Source organism: Devosia sediminis (assembly GCF_016411825.1).
Lineage (GTDB): Bacteria > Pseudomonadota > Alphaproteobacteria > Rhizobiales > Devosiaceae > Devosia > Devosia sediminis.
Genome location: NZ_JAEKMH010000001.1, coordinates 885,919 through 906,655, shown reverse-complemented (window position 1 = coordinate 906,655; position 20,737 = coordinate 885,919). Strand labels below are relative to the sequence as shown.

Genomic DNA, 20,737 nt, shown 5'->3' with positions numbered 1-20,737 from the left:
GGTCTCCTGCGCGATGGTTGAAGGCCAACACGCGAGCTAGGGTCAGGGTTCCGGCGAGTAGTCAGACGCGTTCGAATGGAAAGGGCGAGGGTTCCCAATAGCGCTTGATGCCGTGGTACTCGGCACCTATCGCCTCCCATTCATGCAGAAGTGAAGAAACTGCTAGAGTTTGTTGAGCGCGCAGAAGCTCAAGGAGTTTTTCGAGATTTTCGATGGTAGCTAACCATTCGGCGTAGCCGTGTGAAGGGTTTGATGCACTTGCCCCTTTTAAGCCGCTGCCAGCGGCCCTTGCAAAATTCAGGCGGTTACGCGCCACGTCTTCCTGGAGAATCGGCTGTGCCTCTTCAAATCGGCCAAGAGCCGCAAGGAGAAGAGCATGACCCTGAGGCGTCATTTCTCCGAAGTACGAAGGCGCGTGTCTGTTTACTTCAATGGCATTTTCTATCGACGTCCCAGCTGGAATGATGTCCTGGAGCACTCTGTCCATATCCGCAAAGACCCGCGTTTGCAGGCCGGGATCGCCGAGTTCGCCCCAGCCCTTCTCCAAACGTCCGCCAAAGCCGGCAGCAGAATAGGGCGGAGGTGCAAAGAGATAGGACACTTCCCACCGGGGAATGATTTCGCCCCGATAGTGCGGAACCTCAAACGAAATGCCCACGACGCAGTGCCGGACCTGAGGTCGAAACACTCGGCGTTTATGAAGCCGCAGTTCGGGGTGGCGCTCCAGGAATGGCGCGACAAACGCCTTTATCTCTTTCGCGGTGCTCACTCCGGATTCACTTGCACGACAATAACGATTGAGACGCCGGAAAATTCTTTCGTACGATCGGTCAGTTCAGTTAGTCTCGTCATGGATAGCCCCCGATCCCCGGTCTTGATGTCATAGACACAGGCGGTCGTCCCATCTACTCGTTCAACTACGTCCAACCTAGTGGAACCTGCCTGACCATAATACGCGTTACCCAGCACGCTGTTGGCCCCGCCGGGCAATACGGTAAGTTCAGACCAGAGGTTATAGTAGCGCGTCGGAAATTCCAGTTTCATCGCTTCGATCATGCGGTGTACCGTCAGATGCAGCGCAGTTCCAAAAGTTTGTGGCGACTGGAAGGGCCGCATCGGCGTCAAGGTTCGAGCGGCGGCATTGGTCAAGCTCTGGATTTCAGGTAACCTTTTGCAGGTTTGCGCCACCTGCTCGGCCGTGAGAGCGATTGTCGTCACGACAACTGAGCCATCGTCCCCCTCGCCCTGCCACACCTTGATGGCCATTACCGGAAGGTCACTTGCCCCTACCCCCATCGGCTCGGGTGCAGCGACGGCAGCGTTGTAAAGCTCCAGTGCTCCGCGATACAGCGTTGCGTATGGAACGACGGTTGTTTCGATCAGCGGGTGATCAGGTTCAACTTGGCCGAATGGCGCCCGGGGGATCACCAGTGGTGGCACGGCGCCGGGTGCAAACAGGCGCAACTGCGCGACGTGCAGGCGAGTCTCGCCATCCTGCCGAACTGTCAGGTCGCGCGTCTGCCCAACGCGCAGGAACTGGTAAGACGCTCCGTCTGGGAAGGAGACCAGTTGGGAGACGCTGGATCCCTGGAAGATCGAGTTGATGCTGGTGCCGTCGACCATGTCGATGGTTGAGGCAGCCATGCTGCCATCCGGCCGTGTCAGCGTCTCGATACTTGCGATGCGCTGCACCGGGTCCGATGGGACGCGGCGCTCACGGACAAGCTGCAACAGGGAATCCGGCACAGCCGGATCGCCATAATAGGGTTCGGCCCAGCAGCGGCAATTGTGCCCTGCCCCGGGATGGCCGCCCTCGGGCGGTGATGACCAGGAAAACACCTTGCCCTCGAGCGCTGCATGCGCGTGGCGGACTTTGTCGTCGCCAGCGGTGCGCCAGGTGTAGTGGGTGGTGGCCTTTCCCTCCTGAACGGACTTTGTCGACAACCTGGTGCAGAGGTCGAGAAATTTTTGCCCGTCGGCGGCAGCGGCCGAGAGCAGAGCCAGATCTCGCGGTACACGCCCCCGTCGGAGGTAACCGTCGAATGCCTTGCGTGCCGCGAAATACTGGAGGGCCTTGCGCGCGTTACTCAGTCTCTTGGAAAGTTTCGCCATGCCCTGCCCTCGCGTGAATGCGTGGGCATGGTCTCATGACGTCAGGATGCGGGGATAAGCGTCGCCGGCTTAGTCCGTGCCGCCCGAGATCGGGGCGACATAGGCGACGTCGAGATCCCAGGGGAAGAAGATCCAGGTGTCCTGGCTGACTTCGGTGATGAAGGTGTCGACCATGTCGCGGCCCTTGGGCTTGGCATAGACGGTGGCGAAATGGGCGCCGGGCAGCATTTCGCGCACCACGCGGGCCGTGTTGCCGGTGTCCACGAGATCGTCGACAATAAGGACCTTGCCGCCGGTCTTGACCAGATCGAGCACCGGCTGGCTTATTTCCTTGAGGATCTTGATACCGCTCTGGTTCTGATGATCGTAGCTCTTGGCGGCGACGGTTTCGACGGTGCGTATATTGAGTTCGCGCGCGACGATGGCGGCGGGGACGAGGCCACCGCGGGCAATGGCGACGACGGCGTCAAACGGACCGATGCCGGCCAGGCGCCAGGCCAGGGCACGGCTGTCGCGGTGAAACTGGTCCCAGGTGACGGGAAACGACTTCTGGTTGGGATTGCTCACGGGATCTGTCTCCTGGCGGGGCTAGGCCCCGGAATTCATGTGTTTGACGTGCTGCTTAGCAAAGGCGGGCGCAAAGGCCAATCACTCCCCGTCGGGCGGGGCGATGCCGGCCCTTTCATGGGCGGCAGCGACCATGGCACGGACCTTTTCGGCGGCTTCTGCCAGAAGGGCCTCGTCGGACGAGCGTAGCACTAGCTCGGTCATCACCCGGTCCTTGCCCATCTGCGGGTAGGAGCCCATCTTCACGTCGGGATATTCCGTCTGCAGAACCCCCAGCGGTCCGCCGATGGTGCCCTCGCCCACCGCGGCCTTGATCGTGACCGACGACACCTTCTTGCCTCCCTTCAGTGTCGGGGCCAGCGCCTCGAGCATGGCGCGCATGATGACGGGCACGCCGGCCATGACATGCACATTGCCGATGCGGAAGCCCGGCGCAGCGGAGACGGAATTGACGATCAGGTCGGCCCCTTCAGGGATGCGAGCCATCCTGAGGCGCGCCGCATTCACCTCGGTGCCCGTCTCCTTCCAGCGTGCTTCGAGCATGGCACGGGCTTGGGCATTGATCGGCAAGGCGACGCCGAAGGCGGCGGCAATGGCGTCCGCGGTGATGTCGTCATGCGTCGGGCCGATGCCGCCCGAGGTGAAGACATAGGTATAGCGGGCGCGCAGCGCATTGACCGCCTCGACAATGGCGTCCTGCTCGTCCGACACCACGCGTACCTCGGTGAGGTCGATGCCAAGGTCGGTGCAGAAATCGGCCACGGCGCCGATATTGACGTCCTTGGTGCGGCCGGAGAGGATTTCGTCGCCGATGACGATCATGCCGGCGGTTACGCGCGTCTCGTGCTGGGTCATGCCAAAATTCCCGTGGAGCAGATGTGGATGCCCGGCTGCGATGGCCAAGTCAACGCCCCTGCCACCTTCCCAAGCGGGGTTTAAGCTCCTATTTTGCCGGTTCAGGAGACTATTGCATGATTACCTATGTCGACGCCGCCACCAAAGCCCGCCGCACACACGGCGTCATTCCGCTGCATGGCGCGGAAGGCTTCGAGGGCATGCGTCGCGCCGGTGCGCTGACCGCGCGGGCGCTGGACGAAATCACCCCCTTCATCGAGGCCGGCGTACCCACTTCGACCATTGACCGCGTGGCCTATGAGTTCGCCCGCGACCATGGCGCCGTCCCGGCCACGATCTTCTACAAGGGCTATCGGCACTCGGTCTGCACCTCCATCAACCACGTCGTCTGCCACGGCATTCCCGACGAAAGGCCGCTGCGTGAGGGCGATATCGTCAATGTCGACCTGACGCTGGTCGTCGATGGCTGGCATGGGGATTCGAGCCGCATGTATCCGGTGGGCGAAATCTCGCGCAAGGCCGAGCGGCTGATCGAAGTTACTTACGAGAGCCTTGCGGCGGGAATAGAGGCGGCAAAGCCCGGCAACACGACCGGCGACATTGGCGCCGCCATCCAGGCCATTGCCGAGGGCGAGCGGATGTCAGTGGTGCGCGACTTTGTCGGTCACGGGCTGGGCCGGCTGTTCCATGACGAGCCGAACATCCTCCATTTCGGCACGCCGGGCGCTGGCGTGCCCCTCAAACCCGGGATGATCTTCACCATCGAGCCGATGATCAATCTTGGCCGTCCGCATGTGAAAATTCTCTCCGATGGCTGGACGGCCGTCACCCGAGACCGGACGCTGTCCTCGCAATGCGAGCATTCCATCGGCATTACGGAAACCGGCTGCGAAGTGTTTACGCTGTCGCCCGGCGATCTCTTCAATCCCCTGGCCAAGCGGGCGGCATGACATGAGCAACGGCCCCGACGAACTCGCCGAGGCCACCTTCCCAGCCCCATTAGCGCCGGACCATGCCGGGCATCGCAAGCGCGTGCGCGACCGTTTCCTGAAGGTGGGCGGTGATGCCTTCGAGGACTACGAGCTCCTCGAACTGGTCCTTCACATCGTCATTCCGCAGAAGGATACCAAGCCGCTTGCCAAGGCGCTGCTGAAGGAATTCGGATCGTTCTCCGCCGTCTTTTCCGCAAGCCCGTCGCGCCTGGAGAACATCGATGGGCTGGGGCCGACCACGGTCGCCCATCTCAAGGTCATCCAGGCAGTCGCCGCACGCTTCGGGCGTGATCGGCTCGACAATGACAAGCCGATTCTCTCCTCCTGGACGCAGCTCATCGACTATTGCCACAGCCAGATGGCCTTCCAGAGCATCGAGCAGTTCCGCATCCTCTTTCTCGATAAGAAGAACCGGCTGATCGCCGATGAGGTGCAGCAGACCGGCACGGTCGACCACACACCGGTCTACCCGCGCGAAGTCATAAAGCGCTCGCTGGAACTGTCGGCCACGGCGCTGATCCTGGTGCACAACCACCCGTCCGGCGACCCGACCCCGTCTTCCGCCGACATCCGCATGACCAAGGAGATTGCCGACGTGGCCAAGCCGCTCGGCATCGTGCTGCACGATCACATCATCATCGGCAAAGCGGGGCACGCCTCGCTGCGCGGGCTAAAGCTGATCTGAAGTCCTGGCGCCGGTGACGCGTTCGATGGCCAGGCGGGTCATACGCCGCAGCGCCTTGATCCGGTCATTGCCCTTGGCCCAGGCGCGCAGGCGCTGGTAGGACTGATGTCCCGCTACGATCAGTGCGCCAACTAGGGACAGGCTAAGATAGTGCTGACGCAGCGGCACCTGTACATTGCACCAATGCCGCTTTTCGTCGGTGAAACCGCTGCCCATGTCGAATATGGCAAAGCCCTCATCGAACACAGTCTGCATCACCCTCAGCAGGCATTGCTTGCCCGGGGAGCCGGACTGTACGCGCTCGCAATCGCTCATCGAGGAAATGAGGCAGAACATGCGGTCGCCATGCACGACATTGTAGCGCACGGCCACGATGGCACCATCGAGCCGCAACACGTGAAGCCGGACATTGACGCCCGAACCGGCGTCGAGTGCCGCATGATAAAATCCCATCAGGTGGTCGGCGACGAAGGCGTCCCGTATGCCCTGCGACCGGAAGCGGGCCGAACGCTGGGCGAACATGATGTCGACAGCGGTATGGGCGGCAACCGGTTCGGTCACCTCCTCGAAGGCGACTTCGCCCAGTGCCGCCAGGCGGTCGCCCTGCTGCCGATCGTGCTTGCGCCGCGAACGGCTGCGCTGCTCGCTGTCGCACTGTTCCCAAGATGAAAACTGGGCGCGGAACAGAGTCTCGACCGAGAGATGCGATCCGAGTTCGTCGAAGAGGTTGCCGTGGACACCGAGGCTTGCCGGGACCGAGCGGAGATAGGCGAGATCGGCGCCCTTAAGGGCTCCGGCCATGGCGCGCCACAGTTGAGCGCGGCCTTGTGGCCCCAGGGCCGCAAGCTGCGCGATATCGGCGACCGGAGCGTAGCAACCTGCATGGGCGCCCGGAAACCAGGTGAAAACTCTGACGCCATGCACGCGCTTGCGATGCAGCGGCAAAATCGCCACCGGCTCGCCATTCACGGTTCCAAGGACATAATGCTGGTCGGCGGAGCGGATGCGGCGATCCTCAACCCAAAGGCGAATGAAGTCAAAACTCTGGCCCGGCGACTCGATGCCCGCGGCGGTAAAGCGGCGCCATATACTCTCGACTGCGGCGATGTCGTGGAAGACAGTGACGGCAAAGTCGTAGGGCGCGCTGATGGGCGCGGCCACCGGGGCGCTGACTTCCGCTCTGATCTGCTCCACCGCGCGGGCGGCGAACTGACTATGCGCGTTCACTGGCCTGACCATGCTTTGCCTGAAACGGCGTCAGTCTGACCGCGAGGGGTAAACCGGGCCTGAACATCGGTGCGCAAAAGCCGTTCCGGTTCACCAGACCGTGAAGAGAGTTAACCCGACGCTACGGACGGGCTCAGCCAAAGGTGGCGAGGACCGGGAAAGTCTCGAGGAACCAATAGGAAATGCGGGTGAAATTTCCGGTGATGAACAAGAGGCCGGTCAGCACCAGCAAGCCACCCATGACTTTTTCTACCGTCCCCAGATGGCGTTTGAACCCATTCAAGAAGGTGAGGAACGGACCGATCGCGATGCCGGCGAGAAAGAACGGGATGCCGAGCCCCAGCGAATAGAGGCCAAGCAGCGAAGCGCCTTCCCACGCCGTCTCGCGGCTGGCCGCGACCGTCAGGATCGCTGCCAGCACAGGCCCGATGCAGGGCGTCCAGCCAATGGCGAAGGCAAGGCCCAGGAGAAACCCGCCCAGCGGACCAGAAGCCTGGCCCGGCCCGTTGGAGCGCAATTGCCGGTCAAGGATGCCGATGCGGAAAACGCCTAGGAAATGCAGGCCCATGGCAATGATGACGACGCCAGCAATCGGCGTGAGAATGGGCAGCAACTGCCGGAAGACCTGCCCGAAAGCCGTAGCCGTGGCGCCGAGGGCAATGAAGACGACCGAAAAACCCAGGATAAAGAAGATCGAGGTGAGCGCGACCTTTGCCGTCAGTTTGCCGGGCGACCCCGACACGGCCTCGGCCCGCAACTGATCGTAGCTCGCCCCGCTCATATAGGTGAGATAAGGCGGCACCAGTGGCAGCACACAGGGGCTGAGAAAGCTCAAGACGCCCGCGCCGATCACCAGAGGCAGGGAAAACTCCAACTGAGGTCGCTCCTTGTTGCTGCGCCCTGTTTAGCGCGCGCAGGCCGGAAGGCAATGAGCTGCTTGGCCGCATCGCAGGGATGTGAGCACGCGTCCGACTTTCGGCATTATGCCCGCGAGGAGATAGGCTTTTGCTGCGCCGGGTCAAATAGTGCGCTAATCCGCGGCAGGAATGACCACCTTGCCCTTGAAGCCCTCGGGCAGATCCTCGCCATCGGCGGTGGGATTACTCGGATAGGCCGCCCCATCGAAGCGCATGGCCACCGGACCGGCGGGCAGTCCGCCGCCGCCAATCTGGACGAAGAGATCGCGAAAGCCGTTGCTCGATGTGCCGAGCACACCGATCGGCGCGCGGGTTACGCTCGATTCCATGATGATGTCATAGCCGTTGGCATTGCTTCGCAGCACCAGCGCGTCGCAACCGCCTGAGCCGCACCAATACTGGCCGGACAGCAGAACGATGGCCTCGTCGACGCGATCATAGTCGAGGTCGACGAAGCCAATGGCCATGTCGGTCTCCTCGGCCGCGCCGCCCTGCTCCTCGATCCAATCCTCCATAAAGGCACGAACCATGGCTTCGTCGGCTTTTGCCGGGGCGACAAGCGCGAGGAGAGCAATGACGAGGGCAAGCATGTGACGCATAATCGTTCCTCCTGGCGCGGTCATCTGGGGGCGTCTTCCATAAGGCGCTTGAGCGTATCGAGGTCTTTCTGCACCGCCGCGGCGTCACGTTCGAGTTCAGCGTCGCTCATGGCGCGCTCCTGCAGCAGAAGGAATGTGACCTCGGCGCCCGAGCCATTGGGCACGACCCGCAGTGCCACATGGACGACGCCGCCCGGGGTATGTACGTCGTGATCGAGGACACCAAAATCGTTGGGTGGCGTGAAGGTGATGCGGATGGCGGTGCCGTCCTGATTGGCGATCCAGCCATCGCCATCGGGTGCGGGCTCAAAATCGCCGCCCAGTCCGGCTGCCCACTCCGCCATGTTGGCCGGGTCCGCGGCGAAGGCGTAGACCTCCTTCCAAGGTCGCGCGATCGTCACGGACAACGTACGGCTGTGATAAGTCGGCATCGGCAACTCCACTCTGTGCCGAAGCCTATGATGAATTGCCTATCGGGCCAAGCGGCCCATTTCGAAGCTTTTCCCGGCCGGACGCTTGCCCACGCCACATTCGCGGGGTAGAGCAGCCTCATTCCGTCCCGGTCGAGGTTCTGCATGTCCAGTCGTCCCGTCCGCATTGCGCCTTCGATCCTTTCGGCCGATTTTTCGCGGCTGGGCGACGAGGTGAAGGCCATCGTCGATGCCGGCGCAGACTACATCCATGTCGACGTCATGGACGGGCACTTCGTGCCCAACATCTCCTTCGGCGCGCCGGTAATGAAGTCCATTCGCGGCGTGACCGACAAGGTTTTCGATGTCCATCTGATGATCGCTCCAGCCGACCCGTACCTTGCCGATTTCGCCAAGGCTGGCGCGGATATCATCACCGTCCATGCCGAAGCCGGCCCGCACCTGAATCGCTCGCTGCAGGCCATCCGCGCGCTGGGCAAGAAGGCAGGCGTGGCGCTCAATCCGGCAACGCCGGTTTCGGCCATCCAGCACGTGATCGACGATGTCGACCTCCTGCTCATCATGAGCGTCAATCCCGGCTTCGGCGGCCAGAGTTTCATTCCGGGCAGCATCGATAAAATTCGCCAGGCCAAGGCACTGATCGGCGGCAGGGATATCGATCTCGAGGTGGATGGCGGCGTCACAGCCGACAATGCCCGCGCCGTCGTGGCGGCCGGCGCCAATGTGCTGGTGGCAGGATCGTCCGTCTATGGCGGCAACGACTCCACCACCTATGCCGGGCGCATCAAAGCCATCCGCGACGCTGCGACCGCGATCAATGCCTGACGCGCAGGTTCAGGGTCTCAGCCACATGACCTTCATCGTCGAAGACCTCGACGCGATGGAGGAAATCCTGGTCGGTGTCCTTGGCGCCCGCAAGGTCTATGACAGCGGCAGCGCCACGTTTTCGATCTCCGAGGAACGCTTCTTTCTGGTCGGGCGCGATGACATCTGGATCGCCACCATGAAGGGCCACGCCCTTCCCGCGCGCAGCTATAACCACATCGCCTTCAAGATCGAAGATACAGATGTCGAAACATACCGGCAGCGGATTGAAGCTCTGGGGCTCGACCTGCGCGAAAGCCGTTCCCGGGTTGCAGGCGAAGGCCGTTCGCTCTATTTCCACGACCGCGACAACCACCTTTTCGAACTCCATACCGGCACCCTGCCCGAGCGCCTGGCGCGCTACCGGTCTCCGCCGGATGAATCAAACTCGCAAGCTGAAGGCCTAAGCCCATGATCCCGCGCTATTCCCGTCCTGAAATGGTCGCCAACTGGTCGGCCGAAAGCCGGTTTGCCATCTGGTTTGAAATCGAGGCCCATGCCACCTCGAAATTGGCCGAACTTGGTGTCGTGCCCAAGGACAGCGCCGATAAGATCTGGGACGTCATGAACGCCCGCAAGGCGGCGCGCGGTGACTACGGCTTCGACGTCGCGCGCATCGACGAGATCGAACGCACCACCAAGCATGACGTCATCGCCTTCCTGACGCATCTTTCGGAAATCGTCGGCCCTGACGCCCGCTTCGTGCATCAGGGCATGACCTCTTCTGACATTCTCGACACCACCCTTTCGGTTCAGCTCAAGAACGCCGCCGACATCCTGCTCGCCGACATCGACGCCCTGCTCGCGGCGCTCAAGAAGCGCGCCTATGAGCACAAGGACACGATCACCATTGGCCGCAGCCACGGCATCCATGCTGAGCCGACCACTTTTGGCGTCAAGCTGGCCGAGGCCTATGCCGAATTCTCGCGCAACCGCGCCCGCCTGGTCGCCGCCCGCGACGAGATCGCCACCGCCGCCATATCCGGCGCCATCGGCACCTTCGCCAATATCGACCCCTCGGTGGAAGAATATGTCGCCGAAAAACTCGGCCTCTCCATCGAGCCGGTTTCCACCCAGGTGATCCCGCGCGACCGCCACGCCATGTTCTTTGCGACGCTGGGCGTCATCGCCTCGTCCATCGAGCGCGTCGCCGTTGAAATCCGCCACCTGCAGCGCACAGAAGTGCTGGAGGCCGAGGAGTTCTTCTCGCCGGGCCAGAAGGGCTCGTCGGCCATGCCGCACAAGCGCAATCCCGTGCTGACGGAAAACCTCACCGGCCTCGCCCGCCTCGTGCGCGGCATGGTCGTGCCGGCTCTAGAAAACGTCGCCCTCTGGCATGAGCGCGACATTTCGCACTCTTCCGTCGAGCGCATGATCGGCCCGGACGCGACCATCACGCTGGACTTCGCGCTGGCACGCCTCACCGGCGTCATCGACAAGCTCGTGGTCTACCCCGAAAACATGCGCAAGAACCTTGACCTGCTCGGCGGGCTTCACAATTCGCAGCGCGTACTGCTGGCCTTGACCCAAGCCGGGTACAGCCGCGAGGATTCCTACGCTGCCGTGCAGCGCAATGCCATGAAGGTCTGGGAGCACCGGGGCGACCGCGCGGGCCTCTTTGCCCAGAACCTCAAGAACGACCCCGAAGTGACTCTCAGTGATGCGCAAATCGACGCCATGTTCGATGATGGCTATCACCTCAAGCATGTCAACACGATCTTTGCCCGGGTCTTTGGCGCATGAGAATTGCTGACGCCGACATCCTGATCCTGCCGGGTCTCGGCAGTTCCGGCGACGGCCATTGGCAGATGCGCTGGGCGGAGAAGATGTCCACCGCTGCGATTGTCGAACAGGCCGATTGGGACGATCCCGATCCCGACGACTGGACTGACACCATGGTCAAGGCCGTCGAACTGGCCGAGCGGCCGGTCGTTCTGGTCGCACACTCGCTCGCCTGCATTGCCCTGGTGCAGGCCGCCGGGCGCTTCCCCGAGGGCAAGGTCAAGGGCGCCTTCCTCGTTTCGCCGCCTGACATCGAAAGCAGCCGGGACGTGCCGGAAGAGGCACGCGCCTTCGGCACCGTGCCACGCGATCCCCTGCCCTTTCCGTCTCTGCTCGTCATCTCCGACAGCGACCCGTTCTGCTCGCTCGAATGCGCCGCCGACTATGCGGCCGCCTGGGGCTCTGACTTCCACCAGGCAGGCAATGCCGGACACATCAATGTCCATTCCGGCCACGGTCCATGGCCCGAGGGCCTCCTCATGTTCACCCGGCTGATGCAGCGGCTGTGATGGACGGTTACGACCTCGTTCCCGGGACGCCCGATGCCGACACCTATCGGCGGCTGCGCGTTGTTGCGGGCCTGAGTCCAAAATCCGAGGAGCAGGCCACGAAAGGCCTGCCCAATACCTGGTTTGGAGTGACCGTGTTCCATGCCGGCGCCGCTATCGGCATGGGCCGGATCATCGGCGATGGCGGCACTGCCTTCCAGATCGTGGACATCGCGCTCGAACCAACCCACCAGGGAAAAGGCCTGGGCAAAGCGATCATGGCGGCGCTCATGACCCATCTCAGCACCAACGCTCCCGAAGGCGCCTATGTCAGCCTGATCGCCGATGGCGACGCCAAGCACCTCTATGCCAAGTTCGGCTTCGACCCGGTCATGCCGGCCTCGATCGGCATGGCGACACGCGTGAGGCGCTAGTCGACCGGCGCGTCGACTGTCGACAGGCCGCCGTCCACTGCCAGCTCGATGCCGGTCGAAAACGTGGCATCAAAAGCCAGAAACAATGCCGCGCGCGCAATTTCGTCCATCCGGCCATGACGCCGCATCGGGGTGACCGCATCGCCGATGGCATGCAGCTCCGCCCGCTGGCTTTCGCTCAGTCCAGCGACACCCAGCGTTGGCGTGTCGATAAAGCCCGGCGCGAGCATGTTGACCCTGATATTGCGCGGCAGCAACTCGGCGGCCAGCACGGTACCGTAGGCACCCAGCGCCGCCTTGGTCGCGGAATAAACGCCCATGGTCGGCGTCGCCGTCGACGGCGTCATCGTGGTCAGCACGATTGCGCCACCGGCTTTCAGTCGCGGCAGGAGCGACTGCAGGGCGAAGAATACGCCGCGCACATTGATCGCGAAGGACCGGTCGAACTCTGCCCGGCTCACCGCTTCCAGCGGCGTCAGCTCCGCGATAGCCGCAAAGACGATGACAGCGTCGAGAGTGTCCGGGACCTGGCCGGCAAAGGCTTCGACCTGACCGTCATCGGCAAGGTCGAGCACCGCGCCGGTGACACGGGGTTGCTCCTGTCGCAGACAGTCGACCGTTTTGTCGCGGCTCCCTGTCGCCGTGACGCGCGCCCCTCCCTCGATCAGCAAATCCACCGTGGCGCGTCCCATGCCATGTGTACCGCCGAGCACCAGAACTGCTTTGTCCTTGAGATTCATCTTCGCCTCTTTTGATGTGTGAGACATATGTCTACGTTGGCGAACGAAGCAGGCGTAGACGCCAATAAACCGTCGGAAGGTCCACAAATATGGACGACAGGATCAATCTCAATGACCTCCGCCTCTTCGCGAAAGTGGTCGAGCATGGCGGATTTGCAGCGGCGGGACGTGCTGTTGGGCTGCCCAAGTCCACCCTCAGCAAACGCGTCGCCGTGCTTGAGGAGCGGCTTGGCGCCCGGCTTTTGCAGCGTAATGCCCGACGCCTGGCAACGACCGAGCTCGGGGCGACCATCGCCGAACATGCGCAGACCATGCTGCTGTCGGCCGAAGTCGTGGAAGCCGCGGTGGCCGAGCGATTGGCTGAACCGAACGGAACCGTTCGCCTGACCTGCTCCACCATAACGGCCCGCTACTATCTGGCGCCGCTCTGGCCCGAATTTGCGAGCCTCTACCCGAAGGTAGCGCTCATAGTTAATTGCTCGGACCGGATGGTCGACTTGATCGGTAAAGGGTTCGATCTGGCCCTGCGCGACCATGTTGCGCCGTTGGAGAACACCGACCTGATCGCCCAGCATCTGGGGTCGGAACCGGACTATCTGGTCGCCAGTAGCGGGTGGGTAAGGGCCAATCGTCCGATCCGATCGCCGGACGACATCGAGGCCAGTGACGGGCTGTACTGCTCAAGCACAGCTCGGGCGGCGAACTGGCCACTGGTGAACCAGGGCGGCGAACGCGCCGTGATCCGCCTTCCGTTGCGCTTCGGCAGTGACGATCCGGGGTCGGTCGTCGCCATGGCGATGGCAGGGTTGGGCATTGCCCGATTGCCGCGCTGCATCTGCGCGCCGCTGATCGGCAGTGGCGATCTGGTGCGGGTGCTGCCCGACTGGACCAGCCCCGGGCCGACGACATCGCTTCTCTATCCGCATCGGCGCGGCCAATTGCCGGCCACGCGGGCAACAGTCAGCTTTCTGGCTGAGCGCTTGTCTGGCCTGTTAGATCGCTAGGCGAGAAAAGCCGCGAACTCGGCAAAGGCCTGATAAGTCTCGGGCGTCGCCCCACTCATCGGCCAGACGTGCCACATGTCCTTGTAGACACGAAGCGTCGCCTGACCACCCGCGATACGAAGCTGCTCGGCGAGACGCACGGAATCGTCGCGCCACAGCTCATCCGAACCGGCGAGCAGCAACATGGGCGGCAGGCCGTGGACCGGCTGGAACAGCGGTGACAACAGAGGGCTGTCGAGCGGCGCAATATCGGTCAGCACCGATTGCCAGTGGCGCAGGGATGCGTGGGAGAGGGTCGGGTCCCGCGCCTCATTTTCGATAAAGCTGCGACCCGACAATGTGGCGTCGATAGCCGCCGAGAAGAAGACGACGCGGTCTGGCAGGCGCTGGGCGGCGTCTCGCATCGACTGCATCGCTGCCAAAGCCAGGGCCGCACCGCTGGAATCGGCATAGACCGTCACGTCACTCTCTGAGCGAGCCGCAGACAGGACGGCAATACCGTCTGCCAGAACCTGCTGGGGACTATTCTCAGGCAGACGCGAGTAGTCCGGCAGGAACACCTTCTGACGGCAGGCCAGTGCCAGTTCAGCGCCCAGCATGCGATGTGTCACGCTGGCGCCCGAAACCAGCCCGCCGCCATGAAAGGCGACGACCAGCCGCCCATCAGCAGCCCCGGCGGGTACCAGCAGGCGTCCAGGGACGCCACCAAGAGTTTGAAATGTTTCGGAAATTTTTGCCGGCAGTGTCTGACCGGCGGCCCAGCCTTCCCATCCCGCCCGCTCGGCGGCGAGATCGGTGCTGGGTGGAAAGCGAACGAGCCCGGCGCGGATTTTCTCGGCTGCCGGGCTCGCCATGATCGATCAGCCTTCGGCGGCGATCTGCTCGCCGGCCACGGCAATCAGGCTCAGCATCTTTTCGCGAATTGCCTCGTCGGAAACGGCAACGCCCTTGGCCTTGAGATCACCCGAGACCTTGCGGAACACGTCCTCGTCACCGGCTTCCTGGAAATCGGCAGCGACGACTTCGGCGGCATAAGCCTTGGCGGCCTCGGCCTCGAGGCTCATCAGCTCCGCAGCCCAGAGGCCCAGCAGCTTGTTGCGGCGCGCTTCGGCCCTGAACTTCTTTTCCGCATCGAATGCGAACTTGGCTTCCTGGCCCTTCTTGCGTTCGTCGAACCCGCTCATGGTCACTCCCAATTGGCTCATCTGCCGAGCTTTCGGCTTGTGCCTGTGGACATAGGCGGTTCGCCGCCGCAAATCAACGGCGCGCGCATGGGCTGCGACCGCATGCCCCGCGCGCCCGGCGGGACGAAAGCCCTTGCTTTTGTGTCCCGTTCTGGCGCATGAAGCGCCCAATCCATCCATCCCTTCGCAAGGCACCGGATTCGCCATGAACCGTCGACGCAAAATCTATGAAGGCAAGGCCAAGATCCTGTTCGAGGGTCCGGAGCCGGGCACGCTGGTGCAGTACTTCAAGGATGACGCGACGGCTGGCAACGGCGCCAAGCATGAAGTCATCGATGGCAAGGGTGTGCTGAACAACCGGATTTCCGAGTTCATCTTCACCAAGCTCAACGACCTGGGCATCCCGACCCACTTCATCCGCCGCGTCAACATGCGCGAGCAGTTGATCAAGGAAGTCGAGATCGTCCCGCTCGAGGTGATCGTGCGTAACGTGGCCGCGGGCTCGTTGGTCAAGCGCCTTGGGCTGGAGCCGGGCACCCGCCTGCCCCGCTCGATCATCGAGTTCTGCTACAAGGATGACGCCCTGGGCGATCCGATGGTCTCGGAAGAGCACATCACCGCCTTCGGCTGGGCCACCCCTGCCGAACTCGACGACATCATGAGCCTTGCGGTCCGCATCAACGATTTCCTCACCGGCCTCTTCATGGGCGTGGGCATCCAGCTCGTTGACTTCAAGATCGAGTGCGGCCGCCTCTATGAAGGCGACCTCATGCGTATTGTCCTGGCCGACGAGATCAGCCCGGACAATTGCCGCCTGTGGGACATCAAGACCCGCAACAAGATGGACAAGGATCGTTTCCGCGAAGGCCTTGGTGGCCTCGTCGAGAATTATCGCGAAGTCGCCCAGCGTCTCGGCATTCTTGTCGAGAACGACAATGCGCTGACCACCGGTCCGCGCCTGGTTCAGTAGTAGTATCGAGGGATTGCTGCAATGAAAGCGCGCGTCACAGTCACGCTCAAGAACGGCGTTCTCGACCCGCAGGGCCAGGCCATCGAAGGCTCGCTGGCCAGCCTTGGATTTGCCGGTGTTGCAAATGTGCGACAGGGGAAGGTCTTCGATTTCGAAGTCGCTGGAACCGACATCGAGGCCGCGCGTTCCCAGATCAATGCGATGTGCGACAAGCTCCTCGCCAACACCGTGATCGAAAACTACTCGGTCGAAATCTCAAATTAACGCCTTCGGGCTATACCTCTATTCGCGCCGTTCCTGGCGCAGGACCATATGACTATGCGCAAGACCCAGATCGCTCTTTCCGTCATGTTCTTCGCCTCGATGGGCCTGCTGTTCGCGGCTTACGCGTCCGTTCCCGTTTGATCGGCCTTAGCCAAATCCTTACCATCCGGCAGTTTCCTTAAACTTCGACCCGCTCATTAGGGGGTCGGATAAGGACTTGCGCCTATGCTGCCACCATCAAGGGAGGCGCAGGATGGCTACGGACAGAGCGAGACACGATTGGGTGGACATGGCCAAGGGCCTGTCCATTTTTCTTGTCGTCACCATGTATTGCGCCGCCAGCGTTGGCGAGGACACCGGCCAGACCGGTTTCCTGCATTGGACCATCGCCTTTGCGATGCCGTTCCGAATGCCGGAATTCTTTTTGTTATCCGGGCTCTTTCTCAGCCAGGTCATCGATCGCCCGTGGAAGGCCTATCTCGACCGCCGCGTGGTCCACTACGCCTATTTCTACGCGCTTTGGGCGGTGATCCACATCGTCTTCAAGGAAGCACTGCTAGCGCGCGACGTTGGCGGCGCAGTTTCGTCGCTGGCCTGGGCCGTGGTCGAGCCTTATGGCGTCCTGTGGTTCATCTACACGTTGGCCGTCTTCGGGCTGGTCTCTAAAATCCTTCATGAGATCAAGGCGCCCGCCTGGGCCGTGCTCGCGGTCGCGGCAGTGCTGCAGATGGCCAGCATCCACACCGGCAGCTATCTCATCGATCAATCCGCGGAATACTTCATCTACTTCTATGCCGGCGCTGTCTTTGCTCCGCAGCTCTTCCGTCTGGCCGCATGGTCCACCAACCGGGTGCTGCCTGCCTTGGCTGTGCTCGCGGTCTGGGCGATGGTCAATGCCGCTCTGGTCTTCTCGCCCGGCTTCCGCATGGACCCCGTTCACATCCAGATGGGTTGGGGCGCCCTGCCCGGCATCCACCTTCTGCTGGCGCTGGCTGGCGCTGCCGCCATCTGCATGATCACCGCACTCCTCACACGGGTGCGGGCCATGGACTGGCTGCGCTGGCTGGGATCGAAATCGCTGGTGGTCTACGTCGCCTTCGTGCTGCCCATGGGCGTGGCGCGAACCGTCCTGCTGGCGATCGGCCTGGATGAACCCAATCTGCTCAGCCTCATCACCATGGCTGTCGCCATCGTCGCGCCACTTGTCCTGTGGTGGATCACCCAGAAGACAGGCTTGGGCAAATTCCTCTTCGAGCGGCCCGCCTGGGCGCACCTGCCCGGCACGCGCCAGCGGGTGAAACTCGCTCCTGCCGAATAACAAAAGGCCGGTCCATGGACCGGCCTTTTTGCATCCTTTGCCGGTGGTCAGTCCGGCAGACGAAAAATAGCCGGCACGATTGGCCGGATGCGGGGCAATGCCGGACGCTGCTCGCGCTTCATGTCGCTCACGAGGTGCGGCTTGCCGTCGGCGCCGCGCATGGTGAGGGCCTTGCCCTGGGATGGTGTCAGATTCTGCATGATTGCCTCCCTTGAAACACGGGGCCCAACGGCACCACTGCCGTCACAGTTCCACCTTTGGGCCACATTGAAAGAGCATTTCGCCAGCCACGCCGTGCGGGCCCTTGCCTTTTCGAGCAAGACTCACCAAAAGGGCCTCGCGCACCCCTGACAGACGTAAAGGATTGACCGATGAAGGCCGCCGTCATCGTGTTTCCGGGCCTCAACCGCGACCGCGACATGATCGCGGCGCTGACCAAGATCGGGGGCACGAAACCCGCCGTCGTCTGGCATCAGGATGCCGATATTCCCGATGCCGACCTGATCGTGATCCCCGGCGGCTTCTCCTATGGTGATTATCTGCGCTGCGGCGCCATCGCCGCCCGCTCGCCGATCATGGATAAGGTGCGTGAGCGCGCGGCGCGGGGCGTCAAGGTGCTCGGCGTCTGCAACGGTTTCCAGATCCTCATCGAAGCGGGCCTCCTGCCCGGCGCGCTGATGCGCAACACCTCGCTCAAATTCGTCTGCCGCGAAGTGAAGCTCGAAGTGGTGAATGCCGAGACCGATTTCACCCGCGGCTATGCCAAGGGCCAGATCATCCGCTCGCCCGTCGCGCACCACGACGGCAATTACTTCGCCGATGCCGAGACGCTGAAGCGCATCGTGGGCGAAGGCCGGGTCGCCTTCCGCTATGCCGAAGGGACCAATCCCAATGGCTCGCTCAACGACATTGCAGGCGTTTTCAACGAGGGCAAGAACGTCCTCGGGTTGATGCCACACCCCGAAAATCTGATCGAAGCCGCCCATGGCGGCGATGACGGCCGCGCCCTCTTTGCCTCGGCACTGAAGCAAGTCGCATAACCGGACCTGAACAACCGATGACCCTGCGCAACGATCCCGCCATCACTCCAGAACTCGTCGCCAGCCATGGCCTCAAGCCTGACGAGTATCAGAAGATCCTCGACCTGATCGGCCGCGAGCCGACCTATACCGAGCTCGGCATCTTTTCGGCCATGTGGAACGAGCACTGTTCCTACAAGAGCTCGAAAAAGTGGCTGCGGACCCTGCCCACCAAGGGCCCACGCGTCATCCAGGGACCGGGCGAGAATGCCGGCGTCGTCGATATCGGCGACGGCCAGGCCATCGTCTTCAAGATGGAGTCGCACAATCACCCGTCCTATATCGAGCCCTATCAGGGCGCGGCGACGGGTGTGGGCGGCATCCTGCGCGACGTCTTCACCATGGGTGCCCGCCCGGTCGCGGCGATGAACGCGCTGCGCTTCGGCGATCCGAGCCATGAAAAGACCCGTCACCTCGTCAATGGCGTCGTGGCCGGCGTCGGCGGCTACGGCAACTCTTTCGGCGTTCCGACGGTCGGCGGTGAGGTCGAGTTCGACGCCCGCTACAACGGCAACAACCTCGTCAACGCGTTTGCGGCCGGCCTGGCCGACACCGACAAGATTTTCTACTCCAAGGCCGAAGGCGTCGGTCTGCCGGTGGTCTATCTCGGCGCCAAGACCGGCCGAGACGGCGTCGGCGGCGCCACCATGGCTTCGGCCGAATTCGGCGACGATATCGAAGAGAAGCGCCCCACCGTACAGGTCGGCGACCCCTTCACCGAAAAGCGCCTGCTCGAAGCCTGCCTCGAACTGATGGGCACCGGCGCGGTCATCGCCATCCAGGATATGGGCGCCGCCGGCCTCACCTGTTCGGCTGTGGAAATGGGCGCCAAGGGCGACCTCGGCATCGAGCTCGACCTCGACAAGGTGCCGGTGCGCGAAACGCACATGACCGCCTATGAGATGATGCTTTCGGAGAGCCAGGAGCGCATGCTCATGGTGCTGCATCCCGACAAGGAAGCGGTTGCCCGCAAGGTGTTTGAGAAGTGGGAGCTGGACTTCGCCACGGTCGGTCATACCACCGATGACCTGCGTTTTCGCGTGCTTTGGCAGGGCGACGAAGTCGCCAACCTGCCGATCAAGGAACTAGGTGACGAAGCCCCGGAATACGACCGCCCCTGGACCGAGCCCAAGGCTCCGGCGGCGCTCGCCAAGTCCGACGTGCCGCAGATGGATGTCGCCGAGGCGCTGATGGCGCTGGTCGGCGGTCACCACTGCTCGTCCCGCCGCTGGGTCTACGAGCAGTACGACACGCTGATCCAGGGCAATACGATGCAGCGGCCCGGCGGTGACGCTGGCGTTATCCGCGTCGAGGGTCACGACACCAAGGGCCTCGCCTTCACCTCCGACGTCAATCCGCGCTATTGCGAAGCCAATCCCTATGAGGGTGGCAAGCAGGCTGTTGCGGAGGCCTGGCGCAACCTGACCGCCACCGGCGCTGAACCCCTTGCGGCCACCGACAACCTCAACTTCGGCAATCCCGAGCGCCCTGAAATCATGGGCCAGTTCGTAAAGGCCGTGGAGGGTATCGGCGATGCCTGTCGAGCGCTGGATTTCCCCATCGTCTCGGGCAATGTCAGCCTCTACAACGAAACCAACGGTCGCGGCATCCTGCCGACCCCAACCATTGGCGGCGTCGGCCTCCTGCCCGAATGGACGCAAAGCGTCGGTATCGGCTTCGTCGCCGAGAACCAGCCGATCCTGCTCATTGGCGGCCCGGCGGAGCGCGGCACCCATCTCGGGCAGTCCATCTACCTTCGCGACCTCTTCGGCCGTCGCGACGGCGACGCGCCCCATGTTGATCTGGCCGCCGAACGCAGGACTGGAGACTTTGTCCGCAAGCTGATACGCTCGGGCGTCGTCACCGCCTGCCACGATCTGTCCGATGGCGGCCTTGGCGTGGCGCTGGCGGAAATGGCCATGGCCGGGAATATCGGCGCCACGGTGACCGACGTGGACGGGAACGATCCGGTGCTGACTTTCTTCGGCGAGGACCAGGGACGCTACCTGATGACCGTCAACCTCGATCCGCAGGGCGACGAAATCGCCGCCCTCTGGGAAGAGGCCAAGGCGCTTGGCATTTTCGCGCCCTGGATCGGCACGACCGGCGGCACCACGCTGACCCTGGGCGCGGCAACCCCGCTCTCGGTCGCCGCGCTCAAGGTCGCTCATGAAAGCTGGTTCCCCAGCTATATGAACGGCTAATCTGGCATTTATCGGCTACTG

24 protein-coding genes and 1 pseudogene are annotated in these 20,737 nt (G+C 62.8%); 13 read left to right on the top strand and 12 right to left on the bottom strand.

What is annotated here, in order from left to right; genetic code table 11:
• Positions 1 to 61: 61 nt before the first annotated feature.
• The 4 genes and pseudogenes from JEQ47_RS04640 to JEQ47_RS04625 all read right to left on the bottom strand — a co-directional run bounded on the left by JEQ47_RS04640 (position 62) and on the right by JEQ47_RS04625 (position 3,534).
• A complete protein-coding gene (locus JEQ47_RS04640; protein ID WP_198875209.1) occupies positions 62 to 769 on the bottom strand; it encodes a hypothetical protein in 708 nt (235 codons plus the stop codon).
• Positions 766 to 2,124: pseudogene (locus JEQ47_RS04635) on the bottom strand (phage minor head protein); the annotation flags it as partial. The pseudogene JEQ47_RS04635 and the gene JEQ47_RS04640, both read right to left, overlap by 4 nt.
• Positions 2,125 to 2,181: 57 nt before the next feature.
• Positions 2,182 to 2,679 carry a xanthine phosphoribosyltransferase gene (gene gpt, locus JEQ47_RS04630; protein WP_198875207.1) on the bottom strand — a complete coding sequence of 166 codons (498 nt, stop codon included), beginning with the start codon at positions 2,677 to 2,679 and terminating at the stop codon, positions 2,182 to 2,184.
• A gap of 81 nt (positions 2,680 to 2,760) precedes the next feature.
• On the bottom strand, positions 2,761 to 3,534 hold the full coding sequence (locus JEQ47_RS04625; RefSeq protein ID WP_198875206.1) for a competence/damage-inducible protein A: 774 nt from the start codon (positions 3,532 to 3,534) through the stop codon (positions 2,761 to 2,763).
• A gap of 119 nt (positions 3,535 to 3,653) precedes the next feature.
• Between JEQ47_RS04625 and map the strand changes: the two genes are divergently transcribed.
• Positions 3,654 to 4,484, top strand: coding sequence for a type I methionyl aminopeptidase (map, locus tag JEQ47_RS04620; RefSeq protein ID WP_198875727.1), 831 nt, complete (start codon positions 3,654 to 3,656; stop codon positions 4,482 to 4,484).
• Between the two features lies 1 nt (position 4,485).
• On the top strand, positions 4,486 to 5,211 hold the full coding sequence (gene radC, locus JEQ47_RS04615) for a RadC family protein (protein ID WP_198875205.1): 726 nt from the start codon (positions 4,486 to 4,488) through the stop codon (positions 5,209 to 5,211).
• On the opposite strand, the gene JEQ47_RS04610 is transcribed toward radC, so the two are convergent.
• From JEQ47_RS04610 to JEQ47_RS04595, 4 genes are all read right to left on the bottom strand, one after another.
• Positions 5,197 to 6,438, bottom strand: a complete 1,242-nt coding sequence (locus JEQ47_RS04610; RefSeq protein WP_198875204.1) for a GNAT family N-acetyltransferase — start codon at positions 6,436 to 6,438, stop codon at positions 5,197 to 5,199. The two genes, radC and JEQ47_RS04610, sit on opposite strands and share 15 nt — an antisense overlap.
• 133 nt (positions 6,439 to 6,571) lie before the next feature.
• Positions 6,572 to 7,312 carry a cytochrome c biogenesis CcdA family protein gene (locus JEQ47_RS04605; RefSeq protein ID WP_198875203.1) on the bottom strand — a complete coding sequence of 247 codons (741 nt, stop codon included), beginning with the start codon at positions 7,310 to 7,312 and terminating at the stop codon, positions 6,572 to 6,574.
• Positions 7,313 to 7,468: 156 nt separating this feature from the next.
• Positions 7,469 to 7,954, bottom strand: coding sequence for a COG3650 family protein (locus tag JEQ47_RS04600; protein ID WP_198875202.1), 486 nt, complete (start codon positions 7,952 to 7,954; stop codon positions 7,469 to 7,471).
• 20 nt (positions 7,955 to 7,974) lie between these two features.
• Positions 7,975 to 8,385 carry an SRPBCC family protein gene (locus JEQ47_RS04595; protein WP_198875201.1) on the bottom strand — a complete coding sequence of 137 codons (411 nt, stop codon included), beginning with the start codon at positions 8,383 to 8,385 and terminating at the stop codon, positions 7,975 to 7,977.
• A gap of 144 nt (positions 8,386 to 8,529) precedes the next feature.
• On the opposite strand from JEQ47_RS04595, the gene rpe reads away from it, so the two are divergent.
• From rpe to JEQ47_RS04570, 5 genes are read left to right on the top strand one after another with little or no spacing between them, the layout of a single operon-like run.
• Positions 8,530 to 9,210 (top strand): ribulose-phosphate 3-epimerase, encoded by a 681-nt coding sequence (gene rpe / locus JEQ47_RS04590; RefSeq protein WP_198875200.1) that lies wholly within the window; start codon positions 8,530 to 8,532, stop codon positions 9,208 to 9,210.
• A complete protein-coding gene (gene fosX, locus JEQ47_RS04585) occupies positions 9,203 to 9,664 on the top strand; it encodes a FosX/FosE/FosI family fosfomycin resistance hydrolase (RefSeq protein WP_198875199.1) in 462 nt (153 codons plus the stop codon). Before rpe ends, fosX begins: the two co-directional genes overlap by 8 nt.
• Positions 9,661 to 10,992, top strand: coding sequence for an adenylosuccinate lyase (gene purB, locus JEQ47_RS04580; RefSeq protein ID WP_198875198.1), 1,332 nt, complete (start codon positions 9,661 to 9,663; stop codon positions 10,990 to 10,992). Before fosX ends, purB begins: the two co-directional genes overlap by 4 nt.
• Positions 10,989 to 11,540: an RBBP9/YdeN family alpha/beta hydrolase gene (locus JEQ47_RS04575; RefSeq protein ID WP_198875197.1), complete on the top strand. Its 552-nt coding sequence runs from the start codon at positions 10,989 to 10,991 to the stop codon at positions 11,538 to 11,540. The genes purB and JEQ47_RS04575 overlap by 4 nt, the downstream gene beginning before the upstream one ends.
• A complete protein-coding gene (locus JEQ47_RS04570; protein WP_198875196.1) occupies positions 11,540 to 11,953 on the top strand; it encodes a GNAT family N-acetyltransferase in 414 nt (137 codons plus the stop codon). The genes JEQ47_RS04575 and JEQ47_RS04570 overlap by 1 nt, the downstream gene beginning before the upstream one ends.
• Here the strand turns inward: JEQ47_RS04570 and JEQ47_RS04565 are convergent.
• Entirely contained in the window at positions 11,950 to 12,693 is a 744-nt protein-coding gene (locus tag JEQ47_RS04565; protein WP_198875195.1) for an SDR family NAD(P)-dependent oxidoreductase, read from the bottom strand. The genes JEQ47_RS04570 and JEQ47_RS04565 overlap by 4 nt on opposite strands.
• A gap of 89 nt (positions 12,694 to 12,782) precedes the next feature.
• On the opposite strand from JEQ47_RS04565, the gene JEQ47_RS04560 reads away from it, so the two are divergent.
• Complete coding sequence (locus tag JEQ47_RS04560) at positions 12,783 to 13,697, top strand: LysR substrate-binding domain-containing protein (RefSeq protein ID WP_198875194.1); 915 nt, start codon at positions 12,783 to 12,785, stop codon at positions 13,695 to 13,697.
• Here the strand turns inward: JEQ47_RS04560 and JEQ47_RS04555 are convergent.
• Positions 13,694 to 14,551, bottom strand: a complete 858-nt coding sequence (locus JEQ47_RS04555; RefSeq protein WP_198875193.1) for an alpha/beta hydrolase fold domain-containing protein — start codon at positions 14,549 to 14,551, stop codon at positions 13,694 to 13,696. The genes JEQ47_RS04560 and JEQ47_RS04555 overlap by 4 nt on opposite strands.
• A gap of 6 nt (positions 14,552 to 14,557) precedes the next feature.
• Positions 14,558 to 14,881, bottom strand: a complete 324-nt coding sequence (locus tag JEQ47_RS04550) for a DUF1476 domain-containing protein (protein WP_198875192.1) — start codon at positions 14,879 to 14,881, stop codon at positions 14,558 to 14,560.
• Between the two features lie 205 nt (positions 14,882 to 15,086).
• Here JEQ47_RS04550 and purC point away from each other — a divergent pair, with 205 nt between their 5' ends.
• The 3 genes from purC to JEQ47_RS04535 all read left to right on the top strand — a co-directional run bounded on the left by purC (position 15,087) and on the right by JEQ47_RS04535 (position 17,433).
• The gene (purC, locus tag JEQ47_RS04545; RefSeq protein ID WP_198875191.1) at positions 15,087 to 15,851 is read left to right on the top strand and encodes a phosphoribosylaminoimidazolesuccinocarboxamide synthase; all 765 of its coding nucleotides are present in this window, start codon (positions 15,087 to 15,089) and stop codon (positions 15,849 to 15,851) included.
• 21 nt (positions 15,852 to 15,872) lie between these two features.
• Positions 15,873 to 16,115, top strand: coding sequence for a phosphoribosylformylglycinamidine synthase subunit PurS (gene purS / locus JEQ47_RS04540; RefSeq protein WP_198875190.1), 243 nt, complete (start codon positions 15,873 to 15,875; stop codon positions 16,113 to 16,115).
• A gap of 253 nt (positions 16,116 to 16,368) precedes the next feature.
• Positions 16,369 to 17,433, top strand: a complete 1,065-nt coding sequence (locus tag JEQ47_RS04535; protein ID WP_198875189.1) for an acyltransferase family protein — start codon at positions 16,369 to 16,371, stop codon at positions 17,431 to 17,433.
• Between the two features lie 47 nt (positions 17,434 to 17,480).
• Here JEQ47_RS04535 and JEQ47_RS04530 read toward each other — a convergent pair whose 3' ends face one another.
• Positions 17,481 to 17,633 carry a hypothetical protein gene (locus JEQ47_RS04530; RefSeq protein WP_198875188.1) on the bottom strand — a complete coding sequence of 51 codons (153 nt, stop codon included), beginning with the start codon at positions 17,631 to 17,633 and terminating at the stop codon, positions 17,481 to 17,483.
• A gap of 171 nt (positions 17,634 to 17,804) precedes the next feature.
• On the opposite strand from JEQ47_RS04530, the gene purQ reads away from it, so the two are divergent.
• Both purQ and purL read left to right on the top strand, forming a co-directional pair.
• On the top strand, positions 17,805 to 18,473 hold the full coding sequence (gene purQ, locus JEQ47_RS04525) for a phosphoribosylformylglycinamidine synthase subunit PurQ (RefSeq protein WP_198875187.1): 669 nt from the start codon (positions 17,805 to 17,807) through the stop codon (positions 18,471 to 18,473).
• Positions 18,474 to 18,490: 17 nt separating this feature from the next.
• Positions 18,491 to 20,716 carry a phosphoribosylformylglycinamidine synthase subunit PurL gene (purL, locus tag JEQ47_RS04520; protein ID WP_198875186.1) on the top strand — a complete coding sequence of 742 codons (2,226 nt, stop codon included), beginning with the start codon at positions 18,491 to 18,493 and terminating at the stop codon, positions 20,714 to 20,716.
• Positions 20,717 to 20,737: the final 21 nt, after the last annotated feature.

Bases quoted from the DNA above. Each gene is read 5' to 3' on its own strand.
- JEQ47_RS04625 (WP_198875206.1), bottom strand. From the start codon at position 3,534: ATGACCCAGCACGAGACGCGCGTAACCGCCGGCATGATCGTCATCGGC.
- radC (WP_198875205.1), top strand. From the start codon at position 4,486: ATGAGCAACGGCCCCGACGAACTCGCCGAGGCCACCTTCCCAGCCCCA.
- JEQ47_RS04600 (WP_198875202.1), bottom strand. From the start codon at position 7,954: ATGCGTCACATGCTTGCCCTCGTCATTGCTCTCCTCGCGCTTGTCGCC.
- JEQ47_RS04595 (WP_198875201.1), bottom strand. From the start codon at position 8,385: ATGCCGACTTATCACAGCCGTACGTTGTCCGTGACGATCGCGCGACCT.
- rpe (WP_198875200.1), top strand. From the start codon at position 8,530: ATGTCCAGTCGTCCCGTCCGCATTGCGCCTTCGATCCTTTCGGCCGAT.
- fosX (WP_198875199.1), top strand. From the start codon at position 9,203: ATGCCTGACGCGCAGGTTCAGGGTCTCAGCCACATGACCTTCATCGTC.
- purB (WP_198875198.1), top strand. From the start codon at position 9,661: ATGATCCCGCGCTATTCCCGTCCTGAAATGGTCGCCAACTGGTCGGCC.
- JEQ47_RS04575 (WP_198875197.1), top strand. From the start codon at position 10,989: ATGAGAATTGCTGACGCCGACATCCTGATCCTGCCGGGTCTCGGCAGT.
- JEQ47_RS04570 (WP_198875196.1), top strand. From the start codon at position 11,540: ATGGACGGTTACGACCTCGTTCCCGGGACGCCCGATGCCGACACCTAT.
- JEQ47_RS04565 (WP_198875195.1), bottom strand. From the start codon at position 12,693: ATGAATCTCAAGGACAAAGCAGTTCTGGTGCTCGGCGGTACACATGGC.
- JEQ47_RS04560 (WP_198875194.1), top strand. From the start codon at position 12,783: ATGGACGACAGGATCAATCTCAATGACCTCCGCCTCTTCGCGAAAGTG.
- JEQ47_RS04555 (WP_198875193.1), bottom strand. From the start codon at position 14,551: ATGGCGAGCCCGGCAGCCGAGAAAATCCGCGCCGGGCTCGTTCGCTTT.
- JEQ47_RS04550 (WP_198875192.1), bottom strand. From the start codon at position 14,881: ATGAGCGGGTTCGACGAACGCAAGAAGGGCCAGGAAGCCAAGTTCGCA.
- purC (WP_198875191.1), top strand. From the start codon at position 15,087: ATGAACCGTCGACGCAAAATCTATGAAGGCAAGGCCAAGATCCTGTTC.
- purS (WP_198875190.1), top strand. From the start codon at position 15,873: ATGAAAGCGCGCGTCACAGTCACGCTCAAGAACGGCGTTCTCGACCCG.
- JEQ47_RS04535 (WP_198875189.1), top strand. From the start codon at position 16,369: ATGGCTACGGACAGAGCGAGACACGATTGGGTGGACATGGCCAAGGGC.
- JEQ47_RS04530 (WP_198875188.1), bottom strand. From the start codon at position 17,633: ATGCAGAATCTGACACCATCCCAGGGCAAGGCCCTCACCATGCGCGGC.
- purQ (WP_198875187.1), top strand. From the start codon at position 17,805: ATGAAGGCCGCCGTCATCGTGTTTCCGGGCCTCAACCGCGACCGCGAC.
- purL (WP_198875186.1), top strand. From the start codon at position 18,491: ATGACCCTGCGCAACGATCCCGCCATCACTCCAGAACTCGTCGCCAGC.